A 26187-nucleotide genomic window follows, 5' to 3' on the forward strand; every position below is an offset into this window, starting at 1 on the left:
CCATTATTATGATTGTACAATTCATTTAGACTTGCTATTTATAATAATTTTAGCCTTAGCTTTACTAAATCTTCATAATTAAATTGATCATCTTTACAAAACACTCTTGTTTTCTACTTAACTGAGTTAATATTATAGGCTTAAAGGTGCAAACGAAGAATTAACTCAGAATTTTAAGCTACAATTTTTAATTTTTTAATAGTCAAGCAAGGAGTCAGAAGATGTCTACTCAAACTATTCGTAAACTAGCTTTGTTTTGTCTAACAAGTGCTGCTTTAAGCGGAGGTGCAATGACAACAGCAAGTTCAGCAATTGCTGGCCCTATTGATACCTGGGATTTAGTCAGTACATTTGATTTTTATTTTCTCAACCCAAACTTGTTCTATCCACCCCCCACTTATAAGCTAGTTATAGATGTGGCAGGTTATACAGCAGATAATAAAGATAACTTATTTAATAATGTGGACATTAGCCCATTGGCTACAAGTATGACTTATTTCCAAGTTAAGGGTGCTGGTGGATTTACTTCCCATACTGATACTTCTTTTTTACCGAGTGGAACGAATTTATTTTCGGCTGAGTTGCAGCCGGCTCAAGATAATACATTGGGTGCTCTAAATATTTCTTCCATGAAACTAGACATTAAGCGAACAGCAAGTAATTTGTTTAACCTCACATTATTTAGCACAGATGCTAATAATATTCCTAAAATTTTCGCTTATGATACGAATGTAAGTTTTAATCACAAAGGTTCTGTTCCAGAGCCAAGTACAGTTTTAGGATTATTAGGATTATCTGCTTTCAGCTTAAAAGTTTTAAAGAAAACTCAAAAGAACTAAGGTTCTAAAGAGAAATCAATATCAGTATTTTTCTCAAAACCAGGATAAGCAATCAACTCTCATTCTTTTTATTTAGATTTGAGAGTTTTATTAATTTATAGTATCTTAGCTTTCTTTAAACACTTTTGAAACAACTCCATCTATTTTAAAAATCGACAGGTTCATCGGAATAAAATAATAAACAAGACTTGTTTTTTATTTTATTCTAGGATACAATTAAATTTATTATTCCTATTAAAAAAAGATTTTTACAGGAATTCCTTAAACCCATTAACCAAACTCAAACAATGGAAATCAACACCCCCGAATCAGACCTTACTGCTGAAAAACACCGCTTGAAAATGCAACGCCGCAAAGAAGTTCAAGATCAACGGGTAGCAGAACGCAATCAAACTAAAGGATTAATTATTGTTAATACTGGAAACGGAAAAGGCAAAACCACCGCCGCATTAGGAATTGTTTTACGTTCCCTGGGTCATGGCTATCGGGTTGCAATTATTCAATTTATTAAAGGTGCATGGGAACCCGCCGAAAAAGCCGTATTCAGTAAATGGCCTGAACAATTAGAATTTCATGCGTTAGGAGAAGGCTTTACTTGGGAAACCCAAGACCGAGATCGAGATATTGAAAAAGTGGGGGAAGCGTGGAATTTAGCCCTTTCTTTTATTAGAAATCCTGAGTTTAAATTAATCTTACTCGATGAAATTAATGTAGCGATGAAATTGGGTTATTTACCTGTTGAAGACGTTCTAGCTGGACTTGCAGAGAAACCCCAAGATACTCATGTTATTTTAACGGGTCGAGGCGCTCCCCAAACCTTAATTGACCAAGCAGACCTCGTAACAGAAATGTCCCTAGTTAAGCATCCCTTCCGCGAACAAGGGATCAAGGCTCAACCAGGGATTGAATTTTGAATTAATATCCCCGTAGAGACGCGCCATGGCGCGTCTCTACAGAAGTCGGATGTCCTAACTAGCTAAATATTCCCGAACTTGAGCTTTCCGACGACGCAGATGGTTTAAAGCTTGGTTTTCCAGTTGACGAACCCGTTCCCGGCTGATGTTCATGCGAACACCCACTTTAGACAGGGACATCTCCTTACCATCTTCTAACCCATACCGCAGGGTAATCACTTCCCGTTGTTGGGGGGTTAAGTCCGCCAGTAAATCTTTTAAGTCCTGACGCAGTAACTCTTGAGTCACAAACGTATCGGCGGAGGTGCTTTCATCTTCTAAGAGATCTTGCAATTCCGTATCTTGATTATCTCCCACTCGCAAATCTAAAGACACCGGATGACGAGACGCCAACAAATAATCTCTAATTTGGGCGGGGTCTAACTCTAGCGCTTCTGCAATTTCCGCCGCCGTCGGGTTACGGCCTAATGTCTGCACTAAGTCCCGTTGAACTTTTTTAATTTTGTTCAATTTTTCGGTAATATGGATCGGCAGACGAATGGTGCGAGAATTTTGCGCGATCGCACGGGTAATGGCTTGGCGAATCCACCAATAGGCATAAGTCGAGAACTTATAACCGCGCATGGGATCAAATTTTTCCACACCTCGTTCTAAACCGAGGGTTCCTTCTTGGATTAAATCCAAGAATTCCATATTGCGTTTTTGGTATTTTTTAGCAATCGACACCACTAAACGCAAGTTCGCCTCAATCATTTTTTGCTTGGCTCGGCGTCCTTGCTCCAGGGTGGTTTGAAGTGCAGCTTCACTCATTCCCACCGCGTCAGACCACTCGTGCTGGCTCGGTTCCCGACCGAGTTTGTCTGCGAGAACGTCTTTCGCTTCCAACTGTTGCATCATGTGTTGCACTTGTTTGCCGTAAGTGATTTCTTGTTCGCGTGTTAGCAAAGGGACGCGACCAATTTCGTGCAAATAGGTGCGAACGGTGTCAGTGGTGGCAGGTCGAGCGTTTTTGGAAGCCGCTTGATCTTTGTGTTTGGTGTTGACAGTTGGCATGGGTATGAATTACACTCCTAAAACAGAATTTACAGGGGTAGCAAATTTTCCTCCTCTATCTACAGGAGGTTTTACAGGACTGGACAACACAGGTTAAGTGGGTTTCAGTCGTAGGGCTGGTTCCAAATCTTGTCTTGCTCTGTAAAAAGTAAATGTGAATTCTGTCCTATCCGTCTTGTCGCTGCGATTGAATGGTGGTTCTCTAGGGTCTAGGGCTATATATTTCTTTATAAGTGATCGTTTTTTCCTAGTTTTCCCTAAAGCTGAATAACTCCATCAGGCTGTTAGGTTGCCAACCGAGGCTCGGCTTAGACAGAGAATCAGTGTTGATTTTCCTCTTTTCTCTCCCGCTTCCTGATTCTAGGAAGCTTAAGGTTGTTTACATAGATTTACATCTCTCAAGATTATGACATACAACTAGGGGTAAAAGTCAAGGGCTTCTATGGGAGGATTTACCATTATAGCAACTTTTACTTTTGTTTGAATATTTTGATCATTCCCTATTTCTTTTAATAATACAACTGTAGTAATTGAGTAATAACCGAACTTGGGGTTATCGGTTATCAGTCATCAGTCATCAGTCATCAGTCATCAGTCATCAGTCATCAGTCATCAGTCATCAGTCATCAGTCATCAGTCATCAGTCAAGGAGGGGGCAGTTGATTAACGCTTAATTCGTATAGACTATAGTTCTGGAAGCAGTAATTATTTATAAGTTTATAGTTGAAAAGTGCATCCAAAGTCGGTGTTCACAAATCTCCAAAACCGAGCCTCGCCATTCAGTAAAAATGCACTCTTCAACCAACATAATCGTGTTCAACGGTTTCCACTATGTCATGGTTTCAGAGGGATGTTTAAAATCTTTACCAACGATAAAGCGGTTTATATCTAAAGGATAAGTCTTAACATACAGTAGACAACCTGTTGCTGAGGAGGGACTATAGGAACAACCTGGTGGATACCTCAGCCAACTTCCCATCGGGTAATTCCCCCACTCATCACTCCAAGTTCCTTCGATCAAAAAGATTTCTTTGACCTCAGACTCGACAACTTTTGATAATTTTGTGCCGGGTTGCCAGCGTTCAATCCAGACTTTTTCAGGGAAATCCGTTTGTTCATAGACAGGTTTGACTTCAATTTCAGGAATTACATCGGATGCCCAGGGTAAATCGTAAATATTAACTCTCACTTGCTGACGAGTTTTTCCACCATGTTGCCGTAGTTTAACAAAAGTTAAACACCCTTTTTCGCTATAGGGACGATGGTTAAACCCTTCAGGATTAAGCATATACGTTCCGGGCGGATGCACGCCTGTTTCGTCAGCAAAGTTTCCTTGAAGTACCAAAATTTCTTCTCCCCCAGGATGTCCATGTAGGGGGAAAAAACCACCCGGATCGAAACGAGTTAACATTGTTACCGGATGCTCTTGAACTTGCTCATCAGACTCAAAACAGCCAAACCAGATTCCGGTAAACTCTGTTTGATGCCAAGTTAATACAGTTGGTAATACAGCTACACGGCTTAATAGGTTAGTGTAAGTTTTTTGAGGTTGCCATTTAAGTTGGGAAGACACCATTGTCAAATCTCAAATCATGTACTGGATGACAATGAATTGTACAACAGTTTAGGCCGATTGTTAAAATCCCAAATCATCTTTTGCTAAAGCGGCTGCTTTTAATACCTTTTCATCTGACATTTCTGTCCAGTCGGTTTCTCCAATTTCTTGATAGAAGGTTTCATCATAGGGACGAGTTCTAACCACAACAGGCATGGGGACAGCATGGCCTAAGACTAAAGCTTGTTGTTTAGAATCTAATTTAGATAACACAGACCGCAAACTTTGTGCCCCAGAAACCCCGGTAAAAATAGCATCAATATCTTTATCATCATTAAGTAAAGCCGTAATTCGGGTTCCCACTTGAGACATCACTTCCGCATCAATTCCAGAGGGACGTTGATCGACAATTAATAAGGTAACAAAATATTTTCGCATTTCTCGCGCAATGGTTCCAAAAATCGTTGAACGCACAATTGCAGGGTCTAAAAAACGGTGAGCTTCTTCAATAGTAATCACTAACTGTGTCGGACGATCTACGGGATTTTTGGAGGCTAAAAAATTCTCGGCTTTTCTAACGTAAGCTTGGTGAATGCGGCGAGTTATCATGTTAGTTACTAACATATAAGATAACATATCCGATTGGGAACCAAATTCAACAACCACATTTTTTCCCGCATCCAAAGATTGCAAAATTCGATCCACATAATTCGACGGACAAGTTGGACGCATATATTTTAAATTATCCATCCGCATTAATTTGCGTTGCAGAGACATAATCGAACCTTTATGTCCTCGACGTTCATCACAAAACAGTTGTATTTCTTCATTGGTCATGGATAATAATTGTGTTATCCAATCTTTCCCAAATTCACTGCGGAGAATATTAGCATTATCAATCGTCGCTTCGGAAAGATTTAATTCCCGTTGGACTAACATAATATCTTCGACTTCAATTTGATTATAACTCAAATACAATTCTTGAGCATCTTTAATTCCTCGTCTTCGGGTAGATTCAGGATCAAGGGTATACACTTCCACTTGACCTGGAAATAGTTGTCTTAACCCTTTAACGGTACTAAATTGTTTCCCCTCTGATACGGCTTCCCAACCATATTCCGAGTGCATATCAAAGATTAAATTAACCGCCGCTTTTTTCTTGATAATTCCCGATAATAATAACCGCGTTAAAAAGGATTTTCCCGTTCCTGATTTTCCAAATACCCCATTACTCCGTTCTACAAATCGATCTAAATCTAAACAAATGGGGACATCCATATCTAACGGTTTCCCGATGGCAAAATTGCGCCGTGTGGGGTCATCTTCCCACCCAAAAATAATTCTAAAATCCCGTTCGCTGGCTTCATGAACCTGGGAAAAATGAACGGGAATGGTTTTTACAGGTAACAGTTCAATTTCTGTACTATTGGTTTGGGGTTGAAAAGACGCGATCGCCGCTATGCCATTTTTACCATTATTCAGAGAACGAGAAGATCTACCCCCGACCTTTTGTTGTTGTGTGGCGACACGAATGAGTTCTTCTTCTTCGGAAAATTCCCGACTCAACATTAACATCGGACTCAATTCAATGGTTCCGTAGGTGCTATTTCCGGCTAAAATTGCTTGTAAAAAATCATCATCCGGCTGAGGAGGGTTGGCGATAATTCGGGCGCTGGAGGTTCCCAAGGATACATCGGTCAGTAAACAGAAAAAATGCGATCGCTTCCCCCGCACCACTAAAAATTTTCCAACCCGCATTTCCTCGACAGACACATCAGGATGTAAGCGAACTTCTAAACCTTTTGTTAGGGAACCTTGAATTACAGAACCCAGGGGTTTCTCAGTGGTCATAGTTCAATTTTGGGGGGGTTAGCAACGGGGAACTTTCGTTACACATTGGGAGTTTATCGGGGGTTGTTGTATTGTTCATGATTCAACCTTTTGACTTAAAATCAATCCCAACTCACAATTTCCCTGTCCTCAATATCTAATGTTTGCCGTTTTCCGTCAAGATATCCAACGAATTTTAGTTTAAATTTGCTCTCAATTATTCCCCAACAAATTCAAGTCGGCTGTGTCAACAACAAGCACACCCACGACAAGAACCAAAACCCATCATTAATATTTCCCAACCCCACTCAACTTTCAACCGTCTCTAATCCAAAGTCCGTCAACTTAACCCATGTTAGCCCTGAAATAAATTTCGGGCTGTAGAGACGCGCCATGGCGCGTCTCTACGAGGGCTTTTGGGGATCATCTTTTCCTATCCTCTATTCCCTGGGTATCTTGAGAAAAACTATAGATAGTTTGGGGTTGTAACTGTTGACAAATAGAGGAGAGTTGTTCAGGGAGTAAAACTTGTTCTCGTTTGAGTTGAACTTGTAAATTTGTCAGGGGATCTACCCCGGAAGAAATTAGAAATTGTAAATTTTTGAGGTGGGGCCATTGAGTAATTTGTTCTAAAATTGTTGTAATCGCTTTCAAGTAAGGATGATCCAGTTGTTGATACCAGTGCGAATCAGCAACTCCGGCTTGATCAAAGCCTAAATTAATAATTAATAATGCTTGATCAAACAACGCGATCGCCACAGGTCGAGCTTCTTCTTGGAGTAATAAATCATTAGTTTGGGCTAAAAACCGTAACTTTTCTAACCGTTCATAACGACTTTGTACAGAAGTAGGATGTCTTTTACGTTCAAGATATTCTTCTTCTAAATTTAAAGATGAAGGTTGAGGTTCATCCCAATTAATCGCAATAGTAATTAAGTAAGTTTGTAATAATAAATGCCCTAATTTTTGAGCTTTAGTTGCCAAATAAACCGTATTATAATCCGTTGCTTCAATAATAAGCGGAACTCGATCTACAATTTCAATTCCATACCCCTTTAACCCAGCAATTTTTCGGGGATTATTGGTAATTAAACGAATTTGCCTTACCCCTAAATCATTCAGCATTTGCGCCCCCATGCCATAATCGCGTAAATCAGGGGCAAAGCCTAAGCGTTCATTCGCTTCAACGGTATCGAGCCCAATATCTTGTAAAGAATAAGCTTTAATCTTATTAATTAATCCAATCCCTCGCCCTTCTTGTCGTAAATAAACAATCACGCCAGACCCGGCATAATCAATCATTTTCATGGCTGTTTGTAACTGCATTCGACAGTCACAGCGCATGGAACCAAAGGAATCTCCCGTTAAACATTCTGAATGAACCCGCACCATTACAGGCATTTCTTTAAAGTGTTCAGGATCACCTTTAACTAAAGCAATATGTTCGGTATTATCTAAGGTATTGCGATAGGCATAAATTTTAAAATCGCCAAATTGTGTGGGTAATTTAGCAACGGTTTCTCGATAAACAAAACGATCATGTTTGAGGCGATAACTAATTAAATCTGCAATGGTAATTAATTTTAAATGATGAACTTTGGCATATTCCACTAATTCAGGAAGTCGCGCCATTGACCCATCGGAATTTTGAATTTCACAAATTACACCCCCCGGATATAACCCCGCCAACCGAGATAAATCAACGGCGGCTTCCGTATGTCCCGCCCGTTTCAATACCCCGCCTTCCTTCGCGCGTAGCGGGAAAATATGGCCAGGACGTCGTAAATCTTCGGGGCGAGTCGCCGGGTTAATGGCAATTTGAATGGTTTTAGCCCGGTCATCGGCGGAAATTCCCGTTGAAACCCCCATTTGAGGAGACGCATCAATACTAACTGTAAAAGCCGTTTGGTTAGCATCGGTATTTTTCGTGACCATTAACGGCAAGTCTAACTGATCAAGACGTTCTCCCGTTAACGCCAAACAAATTAATCCCCGTGCATATACCGCCATGAAGTTAATCATATCGGGTGTGGCAAATTGGGCTGCACAAATTAAGTCGCCTTCGTTTTCGCGGTATTCATCGTCAACCACCACAATACAAAGCCCCGCTTTGAGATCTGCTAAGGCGGCTTCAATGGTGTCAAATTGGACGGGAGGAGAGGGATTTGTGGGTAACACAGACTCGTTCAAAATCGCATCATTAATTAATCATTGTAACTCTGTTGCTCAATTGAGATCCCATTCTCTTGGAATTTTAGCCTATAGCGATCAGATGAGTGTGATCGCATTGGCAAATAATTGATTATAAATTATTTTAGTCCGTTTTCCATTCTGTTTCGGGAATATCAGCATTAATCATAATATTGCGTAGCGTACCAACAGGTAAATTACACCCTTTGTGATAGGGTACAATTGTTTGAAGTTGGCGATCTAAATTGCGCTATTTTCGATGACTACCTTTCTGTGAAACTAACTCAAACCCATAATTTTTTAAGATATTTTCAACTTCATCTGCATTCATTCTACGGATACGAGTCATGTCACAGAAACCTCTCGCATCAGAGATCCTGCTTTTAATATAATCGGATCAGGTTCCAGATAAAGTGCGATGGCTTCGGTGATATTTTCTAACGCTTCTGCTTCTGTTTCACCTGCGGAAACACAACCGGGTAACTCTGGACACCAAACAGCATAATCTCCGGTTTCAGGGTCAGGTTCTAAAATAACACGCCATTTCATAAGGTTTTCTCCTGGGGATGTTTAACCCTCAAAGACGTTGAGTTCGAGGCTATTGTTTAACTCATTAATTATTATAGATCGCATTTTCAATTCAAAATTTTATTGAATGGGCCATTCAGGAATGATTTGATCAATCTCTTTCATTATCTTTAAGGTTGCTGTTAACGCTACAACAATTTTTTGATAATGCAGAATATCTTCAAAGGATAAACTACGATTGGCTTTTTTACGATCTTTTAACCATTTATCTAATACTTGATAGCCTCCGATTTTAAATTCCCAGATTTCCGGCTGTATTCCTTCAAAATAACAAGTTTTATTAATATATATTCGTTGCTGTTGAGGTTTATAGGTGACTTCTGTAACCTTGTTATCTCCTTCTCCTTGATATTGGGTAATTAAACGATTGAGTTGTTGAGATTCCATTAAATGTAATTTAACTAATTCTTCACCTTTTGTGGCTAAATTATTAAATAATGGCTCATTGCTAGTTAGGGGTAAACGAGGAAAGTCTATTTTTAGGAATTCTGCATATCGTTTTCGATAGGTAGGACTCTGGAAAATAGAATAAGCATAATATAAAAATTTTTCTGGGGTTGGGATATATCCTAATTTTGCTTTAATTTCACTGAGGAAGTTTTCGGAAAAGTTAGGGGTGCGCTCTGTAAATAATGTCCCTTGGTCATTTTGAGTATCTGGGTAAATATAAAGCGGGAAAAGACAAGATTGAGTTGTGGATTCTCCACATTTCGTTTCAGTGATAAAACGAGAACAATAAAAATGATCACAGTCTTTTGATTTATTGCTTCTAGCAGAGACAATGGCTAGATTATCTTTTAACATATTACCCATGACTTCAAACCGAGGCATACAAATAAACCCTCTTGTTTGTCCTGTATAGTAAGTAAATCTAATATCAAAAGGACGATATAAAATCGGGACAATATTACTATTTTCAATTCCATTTTTCTTTAAATCATTTTGAGCAAGTTCAACCTGCCAATCTCGTGCATCTTTTCCTAAATCATATTTTTGTCTAGCGACTTCTATAGGAAGTGAAACAAAATCTTGAACCGTATCTTGGACTTCCTGCTCTGACCATCTTATGGTTAATGAGTCTCTTGCAGTAACAATACCTACCGAATTAACAGGCATTATATCCGTAATTTTCCAGCCTTGATTATATTCAGCTAATAAATCTTTATTTTGAGGAATAAAAAGATAAAAAGGTGAAGTCGGAAAAATTTCTTTCCACTCTATTGTAGTAAAATCATTTTCATTAAGATAACGATACTTATCTTCCCGTGAACCCCAGATATCAATATGATAATATTTAGTCATTAGATAACCTCCATTTAAGCGTAAGCGATTTTGGATTTCTGAAGGATCAGCCACTTCAAAAAACAATTCTAAAGCTTCAATCAAATTATTTCTTGCATTTTCAATAGAATCACCTTGACTAGCAATATCGAATTCTGGACATAAAGCAACATAACCATCACCTTCACGCTCAATAATTGCTGTAAATTTTTGGGTTCGGATCATCTTGTTTCCTGGGGATATTTAATCATAAAACAAACAGCGACACCCTGCTGAATATCAAATACATTTTTATCGGGTAAACCATTAGGAGTCACTTCTTTTTTCTTACTATTCCCATGTAAATCCATTATATAAATTTCATCAAAGGTTTTCTCTAAACTTTGTCGCATTCCTCGAAAGGTAGGATTATCCAGATAACCATGATTGGTAATAAATGCTAAAATTCCTGAACCTGTACGGTCAATTCGCCATTGTCCAAACCGAATAAATTTAACATAATCATCTTGTAACCATTTCGGGTTACGTTCTCCTAAAGGTACACCATCTACATAATAATAGTCTTTTACTAATCCTGATATCCATTCACTGTTATTCGCAGAATGTCCCGAATAAGGGGGATTACCGATGACTATCATCACTGGAAAATCTCGTTTAATAGCAGCGGCTTCATTGGCTTCTTGGGCGACATATTGACCAAATAAAATCTCAGATTTTTTTAACGCTTCGTCTAAAGTATTGGTTAAATAAATCCCTAACCGTTGTTTCTGTTGAAATTGATAACCATAATTTTGTAATTGTAATCCTAATTTTAAGTGAGCGATCGCATAAGGAGCCATTAACAATTCAAATCCATATAACCGATTAAATAAATGCTCCTTAACATAATCATTCCAACTACTTCCTAACCCCATTTCATCTAAATTTTGGTAAATTTGATTCACCACAGTATAGAGAAATGTTCCCGTTCCCGTTGCGGGATCAAGAATTTGTACCCTCGGCTGTTTTGTGGTTTTATCTTGACTATAATCAGCCAAACCTAACGCTAAATTAAACCGATTTTTAAGAATTAAATCTACTGAACGGACAATAAAAGATACTACAGGTTCAGGTGTATAATAAACCCCTCGACTTTTCCGCAAAGCAGCATCATAAGCCGCGAGAAAGGTTTCATAAAAATGTACAACCGGATCTTCCTGTCGGGTAGTTTTGCCAAAATTTTCTAAAATATTCGTCATATTAACTTGGGCTAAAAGCTGCACTAAATCATCAACAGCCCAATTAATTTGAGAAATCGCATCCGTATCAACAACGGTATTAAATAACCGCTTTAAAAACGGGTTGGTATCAGGAATATATAACCCGGCTGTGCGTCATTCAAAAGCATAATTTTGAGGGTTTTGAGCATGACTAACCCTAGCTGTAAATAAACCATAAGCAACGGTTTGAGCATACATATCCGCAAAAGTAGATTGTTCTAAATTCGGTAATAACACCTCTTGAAATCCTTTTTGCAGTTGATGCAGTTGTCCGGTTTCTGTTTCTAGTTTTAAGGCTTCTATGACTGCATAACGAATCGCTTTTGTCAATCGTGCCATCTGTTTTGCTAAATCTTCAGGGTTATTAATAATTTCGCCCTGATAGTTCAGAAATCCTTGAATTAATTGATTAGTCTGTTCAATATCAATTAATTGAATCTGATGATTAACTTGTTCTGCTAAAACTGTTTTTAAGCGCAGTTTCTCGTTAACATACCAACGAAATTCTAAATAATTAGTTAAAATTAAATTATCCCCAATATGGGATTCTCGATAACGTTCTAACTGTTCTGTTTTTTCAACGGTTGATAAATCAATTCCGATATCCTTCGCTTCTACATATCCAATTAATAACTCTCGTTTTCTCACGGTAAAATCAGGTATTCCGGCTTTATTTCCTTTTTCCTCAATACTGGCTTCAATCTGTTCTGAGGGATGATCTAATAAGGTTTTTAAAGTGGGGTAGTGAGTGCGTTCACTCCCCCGTTGTAAATTTTTTTGAAGCGATCGCAAATAAATTTCAAAATTCATGCTAATCATTCCTTAAAACAGATTGTCTTGATGAGCATTATAGGTTAAAAAGGCAATTGTTTAACCTATAATGCTCATCAAATTCTCATCAAGTTCTTATTTTTAAAGGATAATGAATGAGCATGGAGTCAGGGAATAGCCCCAACTAGAAAAATTACAAAACTGTAATCTAAACAACATTGTTTCTGTAATTTCCACAACCGTTAATAGTAAACAAGATAAGTTGTGAGTTCAACCTAAGCCAGACCCTTAATATAGTAATCCCTTTATTCAGGATTCTATTAGAGTCATCCCCATCAAAAAATGTAACGAACAACTTAAATTAAACACTTAATTAAGAGAGATTTTATTATGGCTACCAGCACAGAATCACCCCTTCTCGAAAATCCAGAAAGCGTCCCAAGTGGGGTAAATAGCCTCAATAATCAAGGAACGAGCGGACAAGGGAATAATCCGCCTTTTCCTCCTAATCAAGGAACGAACGAACAAGGGAATAATCCGCCTTTTCCTCCTAATCATGGAACGAATTCACAAGGGAATAATCCTCCCTTTCCTCCTAATCAAGGAACAAATGAACAAGGGAATAATCCTCCCTTTCCTCCTAATCAAGGAACAAATGAACAAGGGAATAATCCTCCATTCCCTCCTAATCAAGGAACAAATGAACAAGGGAATAATCCTCCCTTTCCTCCTAATCAAGGAACGAATCAACAAGGGAATAATTCTCCTTTCCCAGGGAATGAAGATGATAGTTTAACGGGAACTACTGGGAATGATTATTTAACAGGTTATCGCGGAAATGATACGCTTTTAGGTGACGCAGGAGACGATGTAATCCTAGGGGGACGAGGACGTGATTCCTTAACAGGTGGCGACGGTAATGATTTGTTAGATGGGGGTGGGGGTCAAGATACTTTGATTGGTGGCGGTGGTACAGATACCTTTGTATTAACTGGCAAATTTAGCCCGCCTAACGCTGATTTAGCAGATATTATTATGGATTTTGAACCGGGAACGGATCATATTTTGCTAAAAGGGATTGCAGATATTTCTAATGTCACCATTACTCAAGGTACGGGTCTTTATGCCAATGATACAATCGTAAATATTGCGGATACAGGACAAGTTTTAGCGGTCTTCAAAGGGATCACATCTACAAATCTTAATCTTTCCGATTTTACTCTGGGTTAACAGAATTGTGTTCTGATACTTACATCTATTTTAACATTCTCCCCCTGTTGAAAAAAAGGGGGATTCTTGTTATTTTAAAATCAATTCAGATCGTCAACACCATCTATTCTTTAACTAATTGTTGCACAAAGTCTTGATGGGACTGACTTGCCAATCCTTGTTGTAATCCTTCTAAAACTTTGGCTAAATTTCCCGCTAATAAAGCCGATTTATCTAACCATAAACCGGGAAAAACTTGCGAATAAATGATACCGTTGCTATCAGATTCAAGTTTAATATATTCTCCCCCATTTAACCTAAACCAATCAAATTCACTATCATAAATTCGCCAGACTAAATATTCTTGTACTTGATTTCGACGGTAAACGTTAAGTTTGTGATGTAAATCTATTGAGGCAGTAGAAGCAGCAATTTCTACAATTAATTCTGGCGCACCTTCGACATAATCATCTTCGCTAATCGTCGATTGTCCACCCTGTTCTATTCTTAATAAAGCATCTGGTTGCGGTTCGTTATCGGCATCAAGGCGCACAGTGGCATTATCCAGTGTTTCCACTCCTGGTGTAGCTGCTTCGTAGGTTCCTAACCAAGTGATCATGTGAGAATGAGGTTTGCTATGTTTTTTTGCTCTAACTGGAGATGCCATGTAAACGATTCCTTCGATTAATTCTGCCTTTTTGATTTCAGGCATTGCTTGATAACGGCGTTCAAATTGGATACGAGTTAGTTTGTCGCCGTTTTCTAATGGCGGAATTGTTGCCGGAGGAGAAACAGTAGAAGCGATCATGGTTTTTCCAGAAGCGACTTATAATTTATTATAAATTAAATTTGCGATCAAAAGGGCGATCGCAAATTTATCTGGTCTGCGATGAGTGCTAACGCGCTCCGAAGATAGCCAACGCCATCTACTCCTGAGCTAATTGTTGCACAAAATCTTGATGGGACTGACTTGCCAAACCTTGTTGCAAAACCGCTAAAACTTGGGCTAAATTTCCCGCTAATAAAGCTGCTTTATCTAACCATAAACCAGGGAAAACTTGCGAATAAATGATACCGTTGCTATCAGATTCAAGTTTAATATATTCTCCAGCATTTAACCTAAACCAATCAAATTCATGATCATCAACTCGCCAAACTAAATATTCTTGTACTTGATTTCGACGATAAACTTTCAATTTTTGGTTAACATCAATTGACACAGTGCTGGCAGCAATTTCTACGATTAATTCTGGTGCACCTTCGACATAGCCATCCTGACTAATCCTAGATTGTCCGCCAACTTCAATTCTTAGTAGTGCATCAGGTTGAGGTTCATTATCCAAATCGAGACGTACTGTAGCATTATCCCCCAATTCAATTCCTGGTGTACCCGACCAATAGTATCCTAACCATGTCATGATTCGAGCGTGAGGATTGCCATGATTAGTGATTCGCAAAGGCGATGCCATATAAACGACTCCTTCAATTAATTCTGCCTTTTTCTGATGAGGCATAGCAGAATAACGACGCTCAAATTCAGCACGGGTTAGTTGATCTCCGTTTTCTAAAGGAGGAATCGTTAATTTAGGAGAAATTGTTGTTGATATCATGTTTGATTTTTCTCCCGAATTAGACAATAATTATACTCTTAAATGATAGCAAATCTAACTTTAGTTTTCTTCGGCTTTGTTTGTCAAGGGGAAATAACAAAGTATCAGAACAATGTTAAGCAACCAACAATCAGAGCTTCTCAATGATGGGAGTATTCAAGATCAGGACTCGGTTTCGACCCATTTCCTTAGCTTGGTATAGGGCGGCATCAGCGGCTGAATAAAGGGCTTGTAATTTAGCACCATCCTGAGAATACTCAGCGACTCCGGCACTGAATGTGACTTGAAAGGTTTGATGAATAAACTTCTGCTGACCCCAGATATTCAAGAATTCATTCAGCCGTTTTGCACCCTGCTCTCGCGTCATACCATATAAACCGAGAACAAATTCCTCGCCACCCCAACGAGCGACGATATCTTCAGACCGAAAGAACTGCTTTAAGTGCCTTCCGAATTGGCAAAGAATTCTATCTCCCACCTCATGACCGTGTAGATCATTGACTTGTTTGAAGTGGTCTAAGTCGAGAATGATAAAACACAACGGTTGATTTTGGCGCTGTGCCAAACGGATTAATCGCTCTAAATCCAAAATAGATTTGTGCCGAGTTGCTGTACCTGTGAGTTCATCAATTTCTGCAAATCTCTTAAGAATTCGGGTTCGCTCCAGACGATTTAAAATGCGGGCAATCAGTTCAGGCCCAATAATGGGTTTCTGCACATAGTCATCTGCACCGACAGCGAACACCTGATGGATGATTTCAGGATTATGATGAGCAGATAGAAACAGCACAGGCAACTCGCGCCAACGTGGATCACCGCGAATGACTTGACACAGTTCAATGCCACTAAAACCGGGCATCTCAATATCTAAAATCAGCAAATCGGGTACAGAAAATCCGAGAGTTTCCTCAAATTCCTGGGGGTCTGCTAAGGTTTTGACCTGAAAGCCCCAAGGCACTAAGAGACTTGATAAGGCCGCTAGTAGCTGATAATCATCATCGACAATCAGGATTTTGGCTTCCGGTTTCTGGGGGCGGTTGAGTTCGTAACTAACGGCTTTGAGAATTTCTTCTGGACTAATGGGTTTTTCTAAACAGACATTTCCGCCCAAACGGGCAACTTCTACTCGAACGCCTAACTCATTTTGGGTCGTCAGCACTAACACAGGAATTTGGGGGTGGTGTTGCGCCAATTCAGCGAGTAGGGTCATTCCATTTTCTGGAGTCTGGGGAAAAGTGAGGTCAAGAAGAATGACATCCGGTAGATGGGATGCAATGGATCTTCTTGCTGTTGTTAAGTCTGTTGTCACTTCCACCTGAAAACCCCAAATGAGTGCTTTTCGTTGAATCTGTTGAGTCAGTTCTGTATCACCACCAACAACCAACAACCGACCCGACCCCAGATTGAAACCGGAAGTCAGTGCCATTGTCGATGGCTTGCTGTCTACAATTTGTTTAAGATGCCCAACCCATTCTTCCAGTTGTCGCGCCTCATTTTCACCTAACGACTCTAAGTGAAGCAACTGTTCAATCTGTCGTGCGACTTCTGAACCTTGTGGTAAGCCCAATGAACCGAGTGAGCCAATCAATCGATGCACCTCCCCTTGAACAGAATCTCGCAGTTCCTGAGCTAGACTTCCGGTCGAGAGTTGGGCAATGGCTTGCTCGAAAACCGCCATCCGCAGATCAAAACCTTCTTTGAAGTTGTCCCAGACTTGTTGCATAACAGCCTGAACTTGGACTTGAGCTTGCCACTTGTTGTCTGCTGAAACCACAGACATTGGAGTGGATAGGGTTCTTTGCTCTAGTGGTGTCTTGGCGGTGGGAACTTCTTCCGGTAGAGCTTTTAGCCGATAACCCAATCCGTACACCGTCTCAATCAGATTGATCGTTATTCCCGCTCCTTTGAGCTTCTGTCGCAACCCTTTGATTTGGGTGGAGACGGCATCTTCTTGGGGGAATTCCCCGCTTAGCCAGATGTGATCTAAAATCGCACTGCGGCTAAAGATTCGCCGAGGATTGCGGAGGAAAAGCTCTAAAATACCGTATTCTTTTGGGGTTAGGTGTAACAGTTGTCCGTCATAGGTCACTTGGCAAGCTTCTGGCTGAAGTTGAAGTTTTTCCCAGGTCAATACCGGAGGTAAGGTTGAACTACCTCGTCGCAATAAAGCTTGAATTCGAGCGATTAATTCAGGGAGTTCGTAGGGCTTGATCACATAATCATCGGCTCCGGCTTCTAAACCCATGACCCGATCACTACTATTTTCCTTTGCACTTAATAGTAAAATCGGTATTTGTGACCCGTGCGATCGCAATTGGCGACACAGATTAATTCCATCTAAATTCGGAAGCATAATATCGAGGATGATGAGATCATAGGGGATAGATTGAGCCAGTTCCAAACCCATTTGACCATCTGTTGCTATCTCAACCGTGTAATGGTGAGTCGTGAGTTCTTGTGCTAGGATATTTGCTGTCATCTCGTCATCTTCTACGAGCAGAATTTTCATTAGAACTCATCCCTTACTTTGTTTTCAAAAAGCCTCAAAATTTTTTATCAGAAAAATGGGTTTAAAACCCTGTTTTTCTAGGACGGCTTTATATTGCGTTGTCTATTGACATCCAATCGTGCTACCATTTCGGATAACAGGAAAGGTAAATAACCTGTCTAAAAACCTAGTTGCCTAACGGTAAATACTGAACCTTGACAATTGAATCTATAGGGTTCTACTGCATAGTTTTAGCTTCTCCCCAGCAGTGGGTAAAAGATTCGTGGGAAGCTCAACAACCCGTTTTTGAAACGTATTTGTTTCAATTAAAAAAGAACTCGCAGTCATGCGAATAGGGTAGGGCTTACCCAAATCTACGCTTGGGGAGAACCCCACCTCTGATCAAGGCACTGCAAGGTACTTTGATTAAGTGGTTTCGACGAACCAAGAATCTTCACGCCTTCAGGCTGAGGAGTGTCAACTCAAGGAACTCATTGGAGTTAAGCCCCTGGATTTCCTTACATTAGGAGTTGTTTCTAAGTCAGCTAAAATGCTATCATAATAGGGCATTTCCAGATAACAGTGACGACAAAACCAGTGAATTTCTCTTGCACGAATGTGCCGAAGTAAAGTATTAGAGCAGCAAGGACAAGTTGAAAATAACATTTTCTAATCTCCTTTTTTAAATGAGGTTTATTAATCTTTTTTTTGTTTAACTTACTTTTCGGGAATTGCGAAAATTTTGATTATTATTGGGTTGAATGTCCATGTTATTTGAGCTAAAAATGCCAAAAATATCACGGATGCCTAAATGAATATAATATTCGATATCTAAGAACCGTTGACTTGAATAGGCAATCGATAATTTTGTCTGTTCCAGGTTTTCTGTTTTGTCTACTACAATGTATTTATTAGGAACACGACTCAGAACATAAGCAACTAATTCCTGACGTAAGTTATTAGCCGAGAAAGTTTCCTGATGGAGAGACTTAGGATAGGTTTCTAAAATGTTGTCAATCTCCTCAATGACGAAAGGTAAAGTCAGATTGAGTAGCTTATTTTCCATTGTTTACTCCTTAAAAGATTTAATCGGTAATAGAGGCAAAATTTGCCTAACCCTTTTCTGCAAAGAAAGGGCGAGGAGGCTGTAATGCTTCAAAGATTAAAAAACAAATTTGAGGGAAATTTGAGGATTTTTTCTCACATTCTTTGTCAAAGCCGTAAAATCCTTTAGATTTAAGTTCAGCAGGGATTATTACTGACTTGTGAATAAGGGTGTAATTGTAATAATTAGCAAATTTCTGAAACTTTTCTTTACAAACTTTTGAGGATCAAGATGTTAACTGTTCCCTGTTCCCTAGTGCTATAGATTCCAGCCGAGAGCATGGGCAATTTGGGGAACTAGGGTGAGAGAATCAAAGGGTTTAGCGATCGCACCTTTCACACCCAACGCTTGAAACCGATGAGGTTCAGTCAAACTGCGTCTTGCCGTTAAAAATATCACGGGGATAGGCTGGGTAACAGGATTCGCTTGTAGTTGTTGCAATACAGCTAAACCATCCATATCAGGCATCATCACATCCAGTAGAATCGCATCAGGCTTCTCTGAAACAGCCTTCACTAAACCCTCTTGACCCGAAGCTGCCAATGATACATTCCAACCCCCTAGTGTTTCCAAACATATTTTCACGATTTGTCGGATGTTGGATTCATCATCAATAAATAAAATTTGTTTACCTGGAGTCACTAGATTAGTCATATTTATGACACCTCTTAGCATTCCCCAAGAGGCATTAGAAAAAATAATTCAACGTAGTAATTTCCCTACACCTAGAGATTAAAACAACAACTTGAGGAAATTTAGAGGGAAGCGAATACGGTCTTGGCTTGCTATTGCATTACCATCCCAGGGTAGAAGCCACTTGATCTGCCAGGGTCATAGGGTCAAAGGGTTTTGCAATCACTCCTGCTATATCGAGTTGGGCAAATTGTTCTAAGTCGGTGGACTGTACTTTCGCAGTAAACAAAATGACTGGAATTGTTGAAGTTGTTGAACTCTCCTGCAACAATTGGAATACCGTGAGTCCGTCCATGTCAGGCATCATCACATCGAGTAAGATTGCATCCGGGTGTTGAGTTTGGGCGATCTCTAGTCCTTCTTGAGCCGATACAGCCGTTAGCGTCTCCCAACCCCCTAAATTTTGCAGACAAGCCTGAATGATGATGCAGAGGTTGAGTTCATCATCAATCACCAGAATCCGTTTCGGTTTTAGCATCAGTTTATGTCCTAACTACCTTAGCGACTGCTATAACATTGATTTCATAGTTAATCAAGTTGTTTTGGCAAAGTGAAATAGAACTTACTGCCTGCTCCAACAACACTTTCTACCCAAATTTTGCCCCCATGTTGTTGTACGATGCTTTGACAAATTGCTAAACCTAAACCAGTTCCTCCCTTTTGTCGGGAATCAGACGCATCGACTTGTTGAAATCGTCCAAAAATTGTTTCTAATTTATCAGCCGGAACACCACGCCCTTGATCTGTCACTTCAAATAAAACCCGGTCTGCAAGTTCTTGAGCTTTAAGGGTTACGCTACTTTGAGGCAGTGAAAATTTAATCGCATTGCTAATTAAATTAACCAGGGTTTGAATAATCCGATCACTATCTGCCCAAACTTGAGCAGAACTCGGTTCAACTAATAAGGTGATATGGCTTTGTGCTGCTAAAGATTGCAGGGTTTTAACCGATTGTTCCATGAGGGTGATTGCATCACACCACTGCTGATTTAGTTTAACTTTCTGTGCCTCAAGTCGCTCTAAATCCAGAATGTCATTGACCAAACGGACTAAACGTTCTGTATCGTGAACGGCGATATCTAACATTTGTTGAGTCGCATCTGGCTGGTTTTTGAAGATTCCCGCAGCCAGTAACCCCAGAGAACCCCGAATTGAAGCCAGGGGTGTTCGCAATTCATGGCTGACAATGGAGATAAACTCGCTTTTCATTTGTTCAATGATTCGACGTTCAGTGATATCCTCGACGGTTCCCACATAACCCATAAATTGGCTGCTTGTCTGATACAAGGGAGAGGTTCTCATTTGGGCAAAACGGATAATGCCATCTGGATGAACATAGCGAACCTCAGCCAAAAATTCCCCTTGTTCGGATAGGGTTTGTGACCATTGCTCCATGAGCCATTCTCGGTCTTCGGGGTGAACAAATGCTAACCAACCGTCTCCCAAGGCCTGATCAAAGGTGTAGCCACAAATTGCTTGACAACGGGGATTGGTATAAATCCATTGTCCCTGGGCATCGATGCGGAAGATCCCGACCGGAGAATTCTCACTTAAAAACCGGAATTCCGCTTCACTCTGCTGCAATGCGATCGCTACTTGCTGACGTTCCTTGAGTTCGTTCTGAAGTTGTTGGTAGAGTTCCGATTGCTGAATGGCGATCGCCATTTGATTCGCCAACTGCTGAATTAATTCGATTTCCCCAGGTTGCCATTCTCTTGGCCGTGAACATTGATGAGTAATTAACAATCCCCAAAGATGATTATTTTGGAGAATGGGAACGACCAGTTCGGCTCTGACTTGAATCTGTTCGAGAAATTCCACCATACAAGGCAGTAACGCTTCGTTGCAAAGGCGGTCAGTCAGGGTAAACACTTTCCCCTGAGCGTAAATCTCACGGCAGTGTTCGGGGAATGCCTCTTCGGGTAAGGTGATATTGGCAATTTTTGGCCATTGGGGTGCGATAGCCTCCGCAATCACTGTTCCGGTATAGTCAGGCCAAATACGATAAACCACTACTCGGTCAGCCCCCAACACTTGTTGCACTTGATGAACGCTGGTATGGAGGATTTCTGTAAACTCTAAGGATTGGCGGATTTGTTGAGCCACTGTCACCATCAATCGTTCTCGTTCCATCTGCTGTTGTAAGGTGGCTTGAGAGCGTTCGAGGGCTTGAGTTCGTTGTTGCACTCGCATTTCTAACTCTTGATTGAGTTGCTGTAAAGTAGCTTCAGCTTGCTTGCGTGCTGTAATATCTCGTTGCACTGCTATCCAATTGGTATACCCGCCCGTGTTATCTGCAACGGGTACAATACTAATTTCAACCCAATACGGCGAACCGTCTTTGCGATAGTTAATCAGGTCAACTCTGACAGGTTGCCAGTTTTGTAAAGCCGTGCGAATTTGTTCTAAAGCGGTTCGGTCTGTGTTTTCCCCTTGCAAGAGTCGTGGCGTTTTGCCCAAAACTTCCTCTGGGGTATAGCCCGTCATGTGAGTAAAGGCAGGATTGACATAAATAATCCGGGGGCCAGGGTCGTTAATGGGTTCGGCCTCAGTAATCACAACTGAATCATTTGTTGAGAGAATAACGGACTCAAGAAGATGCAGTTGGGTTTCTCTGGCTTTGCGATCGCTAATCTCCACCACCGTTCCCAACATCCGCAGAGTTTCACCCTCAGTGTTATAGAAAAATTTACCCTTCGCCTCAATCCAGTGGAGACTTCCATCCGGCCAAACGACTCGGAATTGATGCTCATAATCCTTCTGTTTTTCCCGGCGTGCTTCTTCTACGGCTAAAGCAATTGTGGCTCGATCTTCTGAATAAATGCAGGCTTCAAACGCTTCATAAGTGCCATTAAATGTTCCAGGTTCTAACCCAAATAACTGTTCATGACCCCTTGACCAAGTAATCTGATTAGTCAGTAAATCCCAATCCCAAATGCCCATTTGAGCCGCAGACAAAGCCAGGGTTAATTGTTGATTAATTTTGGCGATTTCATCCGCTTTCCGCAAGACAATTCCAATAATTGCACTTCTGAGTTTTAAAGCAATTTCAATTTCACAGGGTTGCCAAGGTAAAGACTTTAATCGAACCGTTTCTTGCCACAAATCAAAGGATTTGCGAGGGGTTAGTTGCACATCTCCATTCTGCTTAATTTCAACAGGTTTATTTGGATTTCCAGCCCAATTTACCGTTTGAATTAATTCTGGGCGAAACCACAACACATACTGCTTGTGGATGTGAGATAAAGAAAGTGCCAGCAATCCACTGCCAATATCTTTAAATTTCTCAGCCGTTGGATACAGTTTAGACAAAGAATCCGTATAAACAATATCTTGATTCAGGGGAGTTATTAACTCATTAATTAACCCTTGAATATCAGCGATTTCAGGAGTTTGCCCAATCAAAGTTAAATTTTCATTCGCACAAATCGCTACTCCTTGAGCACCAACTAATTCTATTAAATGATTTCTTTCTTTTAACAAACCCGTGACAAAATTCTCTTCTTCAGAAATTGCTTCGATAAATTTTGCCAGAATTGAGTTTAATTTAATCCGATAATCTAAAGTTTCATTCTCTTCTTTAGAATTGAGTTCTAAAGCCATCACTTTCCCTAAAAGCTCGCAAGCAGCACGGATTTCATAAGAAACAGACTTGGGTGATTGATGATGACAAGCGATTAACCCCCAGAGTTTTTGGTTCCGCATTAAGGAAATAGACATTGAAGCTCCAACCCCCATATTTTTGAGATACTCAATATGGATTGGAGAAACGCTTCTTAACACACTAAAGCTGAGATCGAGGGGGTGATTTGTGAGGGGATTATTAACCGGAAAAAGTTCAACAGCTTGGTAATTGACATCAGGAATTAACCGCAGTAAATTTAACCCATACAAATGCCTTGCTTGTCGGGGAATGTCTGAAGCCGGATAGTGTAAACCCAAGTAAGGATTCAATTCCTCTAATTTATCTTCGGCAATAATTGTACCTGCATCTTCCGCATCAAATTGGTAGACCATCACTCGGTCAAACCCAGTTAGTTTTCGGATTTCCTTAACAATTGTTTGGCAGAGTTCATTTAAAGTAAATGTTTTTTGAATTTGGGCTAGGGGTGCTTGAACTAAATGATAAAGGCTAAAAAAATGACTAAATTGTTTTGAGGTTACAGGTTCTAATTCAAGAATTAAAACACCATCTGAACGATGAAGAATTCCATCAAAAAACCGTTGTTTTTTTTGAGTCTTAATTGATAATTTGAGTGGATTTATAGTTCCCAAGCCTTCATCTCGTTTTTGATGAATTTGTTCAATGAAGCGTGATTCAAGAATTTTATCTAATTTTTTTCTTAAAAGTTTTTGAGGATGAATTCCAAGAAGGTTAAAAGTATTGTTGCTAACTTGTAAAATTTTTAGCTGAGGTTCTTGTAGAACAAAAAGAATACCATGAGCCTGAATCAATCCCGGAATGTGAATTGGTTCTGTGTCACAGTTCGTTAGATCAACTGTTGATGGAAATAAAGGATCTATTTGATTCATCTTTAGATTTGACCTAGGGCTAGGGGTCAGTTCAGTTATGTCATCAAAGATATAGCAAGGTTAAATCAATCAATGATTGATTGAAATAATTGTTGATATATAGCAAGTCTAAATCAGTTGTATAAATGTCTTAAAATCTAATTGATCGTAGGGGCGAGGCACGCCTCGCCCCTACACGAGGATTTGTGTCTATTTTATCGTAAAGTGTACAACTTTATTGTTGTTTGACAACATTTGTACAAAATCTAACCGAATTATTCCACCGTAACAGATTTCGCTAAATTCCGAGGTTGATCTACATCTAATCCTCGCCGTGCTGCAATATGATAAGCTAATAATTGCAGGGGAATTACGGTTAAAATGGGAGATAAAATTTCATCAACACAAGGAACCCCTAAAACATCATTAAAGGTTTCCTTGGCTTCCGGTTCTTCCTTCGGCATCACCCCAATTAAACGAGCATCTCGCGCCTTGGCTTCTTGAGCATTAGAAATCACTTTTTCATAGACACTTCCGGGCATTGCGATCGCCACAACAGGCACTTTTTCATCTAATAAAGCAATGGGGCCATGTTTCATTTCTCCAGCCGGATATCCTTCAGCATGAATATAACTAATTTCCTTCAATTTTAACGCCCCTTCTAAAGCGATCGGAAAATTAATTCCTCGCCCTAAAAAGATAAAATCATGGGTTTCATTAAAATCATGGGCTAACTCCTCAATATGTTTTTCTTGATCCTGTAGTAACTGTTCCATTTGAGCCGGAATTTGTCGCAAATCTTTGAGAATTTCTAACAACCGAGATTGCGGTAACGTTTGACGATGCCAAGCTATATCTAAGGCTAATAAATAAAAGGCAATTAATTGAGCCATAAAAGTTTTTGTCGCTGCTACCCCAATTTCTATTCCGGCTCTGGTATCAATAATATGGGGAACTAATTGAGCTAAAGAACTTTCGGGACGGTTTGTAATTCCTAATAGTTTTGCTGCGTATTCAGGGCGCGCATTAACTCGCCGATGCTGTTCCATCGCTAGAGAAGCTAGGGTATCAGCTGTTTCTCCTGACTGTGTAACCCCAATGGTGATTGTATTTGGTCTGAGGGGAGTGGGTGCATAACGCGCTTCCGAAGCATATTGTACAATGGTGGGAATACCTGCTAATTGTTCTAGTAAATATTTGCCAACTAAACTGGCGTGCCAACTGGTTCCACAGGCTAAAATTTCAATTTGTTCTAAATCTTGATACCAGCTAGAAGGAATACTTAAATGAATGGGTGAGGGTGTTTTTTTCTCAGAAGATTTTTCAGCCGATTTTTCAGATATTTTTTCCGATTCTAGTTCACATTCAGCATCTAAATAAGCTTGTAAACAATCCCGAACAACTCCCGGTTGTTCATGGATTTCTTTAAGCATGAAATGTTTGAAAACGTGCTTTTCAACTAAAGTAGGACTCCAATTGAGAATCCGAGGAACTTTATGCAAACGTTCTCCAGCAAAGGTATAAATTTCCACACCCAAATGGGTTAAACGAGCAATTTCACCATTTTCTAAACTTAAAACTGCTTGGGTATAAGGAACTAAAGCTGGAGTATCGGATGCACAGAAAAATTCCCCTTGACCTAAACCAATAGATAAGGGAGCTTGTTGACGGGCAACAATTAATTCATTAGGATAATCTGCACATAAAACAGCAATAGCAAAGGCTCCTTCTAAACGATTAACGGCTTTAATAACAGCCTCTAAAAACGTTATTTTTTCCGAAGTTTTATTTTCCAAAATATCCGCGATTAAATGAGGAATTACTTCTGTATCCGTATCCGATTTAAACTCATAACCTTTAGCTTTTAATTCTTCTCGTAATTCTCGATAATTTTCGACAATTCCATTTTGAACAACCGCCACTCGTCCTTTATGATCCATGTGAGGATGGGCGTTTCGTTCTTCCGGTTTGCCATGGGTCGCCCAGCGTGTATGACCAATCCCAATACTAGAAGGCATTTCAACCTGGGCTAATTTTTCCCGCAGGTTATAGAGTTTCCCTTTGGCGCGGACAGAATGAATATTTCCTTCCCAAATCGTCGCTAAACCCGCAGAATCATAACCCCGATACTCCAGTTTTTCTAATCCTGCAATCAAAATCTCGCTGGCGGCTTGAGTTCCAATATAACCCACAATTCCACACATACTTCACAACTCCTACTTTAATTGCCTTGATCTTACAATTTGGAACCATTCTATTCCGGTAGAGCATCAAGAAGCTATAAAACATA

At 39.9% G+C, this 26187-nt stretch carries 19 protein-coding genes; 3 read left to right on the forward strand and 16 right to left on the reverse strand.

The window, feature by feature from the left end; all coding sequences use genetic code 11:
- Positions 1-221: 221 nt before the first annotated feature.
- Both PL9214_RS22050 and cobO read left to right on the forward strand, forming a co-directional pair.
- Entirely contained in the window at positions 222-839 is a 618-nt protein-coding gene (locus PL9214_RS22050) for a PEP-CTERM sorting domain-containing protein (RefSeq protein WP_072720944.1), read from the forward strand.
- 287 nt (positions 840-1126) lie between these two features.
- Positions 1127-1753, forward strand: coding sequence for a cob(I)yrinic acid a,c-diamide adenosyltransferase (cobO, locus tag PL9214_RS22055; protein ID WP_072720946.1), 627 nt, complete (start codon positions 1127-1129; stop codon positions 1751-1753).
- Positions 1754-1807: 54 nt separating this feature from the next.
- Here the strand turns inward: cobO and PL9214_RS22060 are convergent, their stop codons facing one another.
- From PL9214_RS22060 to PL9214_RS32435, 8 genes are all read right to left on the reverse strand, one after another.
- Positions 1808-2806 carry an RNA polymerase sigma factor, RpoD/SigA family gene (locus PL9214_RS22060; RefSeq protein WP_072720948.1) on the reverse strand — a complete coding sequence of 333 codons (999 nt, stop codon included), beginning with the start codon at positions 2804-2806 and terminating at the stop codon, positions 1808-1810.
- An 829-nt stretch (positions 2807-3635) separates the two neighbouring features.
- Positions 3636-4382: a cupin domain-containing protein gene (locus PL9214_RS22065; protein ID WP_222425268.1), complete on the reverse strand. Its 747-nt coding sequence runs from the start codon at positions 4380-4382 to the stop codon at positions 3636-3638.
- A 60-nt stretch (positions 4383-4442) separates the two neighbouring features.
- Positions 4443-6212, reverse strand: a complete 1770-nt coding sequence (locus PL9214_RS22070) for a helicase HerA domain-containing protein (protein WP_072720950.1) — start codon at positions 6210-6212, stop codon at positions 4443-4445.
- Positions 6213-6614: 402 nt separating this feature from the next.
- Positions 6615-8381: a bifunctional 3,4-dihydroxy-2-butanone-4-phosphate synthase/GTP cyclohydrolase II gene (gene ribBA, locus PL9214_RS22075; RefSeq protein ID WP_245824331.1), complete on the reverse strand. Its 1767-nt coding sequence runs from the start codon at positions 8379-8381 to the stop codon at positions 6615-6617.
- 345 nt (positions 8382-8726) lie between these two features.
- Positions 8727-8930, reverse strand: a complete 204-nt coding sequence (locus PL9214_RS22085) for a type II toxin-antitoxin system HicB family antitoxin (RefSeq protein ID WP_072720954.1) — start codon at positions 8928-8930, stop codon at positions 8727-8729.
- Positions 8931-9029: 99 nt separating this feature from the next.
- Complete coding sequence (locus PL9214_RS22090; RefSeq protein WP_222425269.1) at positions 9030-10475, reverse strand: type ISP restriction/modification enzyme; 1446 nt, start codon at positions 10473-10475, stop codon at positions 9030-9032.
- Positions 10472-11488 carry an N-6 DNA methylase gene (locus PL9214_RS32430; protein ID WP_245824332.1) on the reverse strand — a complete coding sequence of 339 codons (1017 nt, stop codon included), beginning with the start codon at positions 11486-11488 and terminating at the stop codon, positions 10472-10474. Before PL9214_RS32430 ends, PL9214_RS22090 begins: the two co-directional genes overlap by 4 nt.
- Before the next feature lie 135 nt (positions 11489-11623).
- Entirely contained in the window at positions 11624-12319 is a 696-nt protein-coding gene (locus PL9214_RS32435; protein ID WP_072720957.1) for a hypothetical protein, read from the reverse strand.
- Between the two features lie 351 nt (positions 12320-12670).
- Here PL9214_RS32435 and PL9214_RS22105 point away from each other — a divergent pair, with 351 nt between their 5' ends.
- Positions 12671-13510 carry a hypothetical protein gene (locus tag PL9214_RS22105; RefSeq protein WP_072720960.1) on the forward strand — a complete coding sequence of 280 codons (840 nt, stop codon included), beginning with the start codon at positions 12671-12673 and terminating at the stop codon, positions 13508-13510.
- 103 nt (positions 13511-13613) lie between these two features.
- Here the strand turns inward: PL9214_RS22105 and PL9214_RS22110 are convergent, their stop codons facing one another.
- The 8 genes from PL9214_RS22110 to glmS form a co-directional block, all read right to left on the reverse strand.
- Positions 13614-14297 carry a Uma2 family endonuclease gene (locus tag PL9214_RS22110; RefSeq protein ID WP_072720962.1) on the reverse strand — a complete coding sequence of 228 codons (684 nt, stop codon included), beginning with the start codon at positions 14295-14297 and terminating at the stop codon, positions 13614-13616.
- Positions 14298-14415: 118 nt separating this feature from the next.
- A complete protein-coding gene (locus PL9214_RS22115; protein ID WP_072720964.1) occupies positions 14416-15099 on the reverse strand; it encodes a Uma2 family endonuclease in 684 nt (227 codons plus the stop codon).
- Between the two features lie 130 nt (positions 15100-15229).
- A complete protein-coding gene (locus PL9214_RS22120; RefSeq protein ID WP_072720966.1) occupies positions 15230-17608 on the reverse strand; it encodes a response regulator in 2379 nt (792 codons plus the stop codon).
- Positions 17609-18299: 691 nt separating this feature from the next.
- Positions 18300-18653, reverse strand: coding sequence for a late competence development ComFB family protein (locus PL9214_RS22130; RefSeq protein WP_072720970.1), 354 nt, complete (start codon positions 18651-18653; stop codon positions 18300-18302).
- 297 nt (positions 18654-18950) lie between these two features.
- Complete coding sequence (locus tag PL9214_RS22135; protein ID WP_072720972.1) at positions 18951-19346, reverse strand: response regulator; 396 nt, start codon at positions 19344-19346, stop codon at positions 18951-18953.
- 139 nt (positions 19347-19485) lie between these two features.
- A complete protein-coding gene (locus PL9214_RS22140) occupies positions 19486-19863 on the reverse strand; it encodes a response regulator (protein ID WP_072720974.1) in 378 nt (125 codons plus the stop codon).
- 50 nt (positions 19864-19913) lie between these two features.
- Positions 19914-23918: a PAS domain S-box protein gene (locus PL9214_RS22145; RefSeq protein ID WP_072720976.1), complete on the reverse strand. Its 4005-nt coding sequence runs from the start codon at positions 23916-23918 to the stop codon at positions 19914-19916.
- A 254-nt stretch (positions 23919-24172) separates the two neighbouring features.
- A complete protein-coding gene (gene glmS, locus PL9214_RS22150) occupies positions 24173-26101 on the reverse strand; it encodes a glutamine--fructose-6-phosphate transaminase (isomerizing) (protein ID WP_072720978.1) in 1929 nt (642 codons plus the stop codon).
- Positions 26102-26187 lie beyond the last annotated feature (86 nt).

This window comes from Planktothrix tepida PCC 9214 (genome assembly GCF_900009145.1).
Lineage (GTDB): Bacteria > Cyanobacteriota > Cyanobacteriia > Cyanobacteriales > Microcoleaceae > Planktothrix > Planktothrix tepida.

Coding starts and splice junctions, on each gene's coding strand:
- PL9214_RS22110 (WP_072720962.1), bottom strand. CDS start 14,297: ATGATCGCTTCTACTGTTTCTCCTCCGGCAACAATTCCGCCATTAGAA.
- PL9214_RS32435 (WP_072720957.1), bottom strand. CDS start 12,319: ATGAATTTTGAAATTTATTTGCGATCGCTTCAAAAAAATTTACAACGG.
- PL9214_RS32430 (WP_245824332.1), bottom strand. CDS start 11,488: ATGACGAATATTTTAGAAAATTTTGGCAAAACTACCCGACAGGAAGAT.
- cobO (WP_072720946.1), top strand. CDS start 1,127: ATGGAAATCAACACCCCCGAATCAGACCTTACTGCTGAAAAACACCGC.
- PL9214_RS22085 (WP_072720954.1), bottom strand. CDS start 8,930: ATGAAATGGCGTGTTATTTTAGAACCTGACCCTGAAACCGGAGATTAT.
- PL9214_RS22135 (WP_072720972.1), bottom strand. CDS start 19,346: ATGACTAATCTAGTGACTCCAGGTAAACAAATTTTATTTATTGATGAT.
- PL9214_RS22060 (WP_072720948.1), bottom strand. CDS start 2,806: ATGCCAACTGTCAACACCAAACACAAAGATCAAGCGGCTTCCAAAAAC.
- PL9214_RS22130 (WP_072720970.1), bottom strand. CDS start 18,653: ATGGAAAATAAGCTACTCAATCTGACTTTACCTTTCGTCATTGAGGAG.
- glmS (WP_072720978.1), bottom strand. CDS start 26,101: ATGTGTGGAATTGTGGGTTATATTGGAACTCAAGCCGCCAGCGAGATT.
- PL9214_RS22120 (WP_072720966.1), bottom strand. CDS start 17,608: ATGAAAATTCTGCTCGTAGAAGATGACGAGATGACAGCAAATATCCTA.
- PL9214_RS22065 (WP_222425268.1), bottom strand. CDS start 4,382: ATGGTGTCTTCCCAACTTAAATGGCAACCTCAAAAAACTTACACTAAC.
- PL9214_RS22090 (WP_222425269.1), bottom strand. CDS start 10,475: ATGATCCGAACCCAAAAATTTACAGCAATTATTGAGCGTGAAGGTGAT.
- PL9214_RS22070 (WP_072720950.1), bottom strand. CDS start 6,212: ATGACCACTGAGAAACCCCTGGGTTCTGTAATTCAAGGTTCCCTAACA.
- PL9214_RS22140 (WP_072720974.1), bottom strand. CDS start 19,863: ATGCTAAAACCGAAACGGATTCTGGTGATTGATGATGAACTCAACCTC.
- PL9214_RS22115 (WP_072720964.1), bottom strand. CDS start 15,099: ATGATATCAACAACAATTTCTCCTAAATTAACGATTCCTCCTTTAGAA.
- PL9214_RS22050 (WP_072720944.1), top strand. CDS start 222: ATGTCTACTCAAACTATTCGTAAACTAGCTTTGTTTTGTCTAACAAGT.
- PL9214_RS22145 (WP_072720976.1), bottom strand. CDS start 23,918: ATGAATCAAATAGATCCTTTATTTCCATCAACAGTTGATCTAACGAAC.
- PL9214_RS22105 (WP_072720960.1), top strand. CDS start 12,671: ATGGCTACCAGCACAGAATCACCCCTTCTCGAAAATCCAGAAAGCGTC.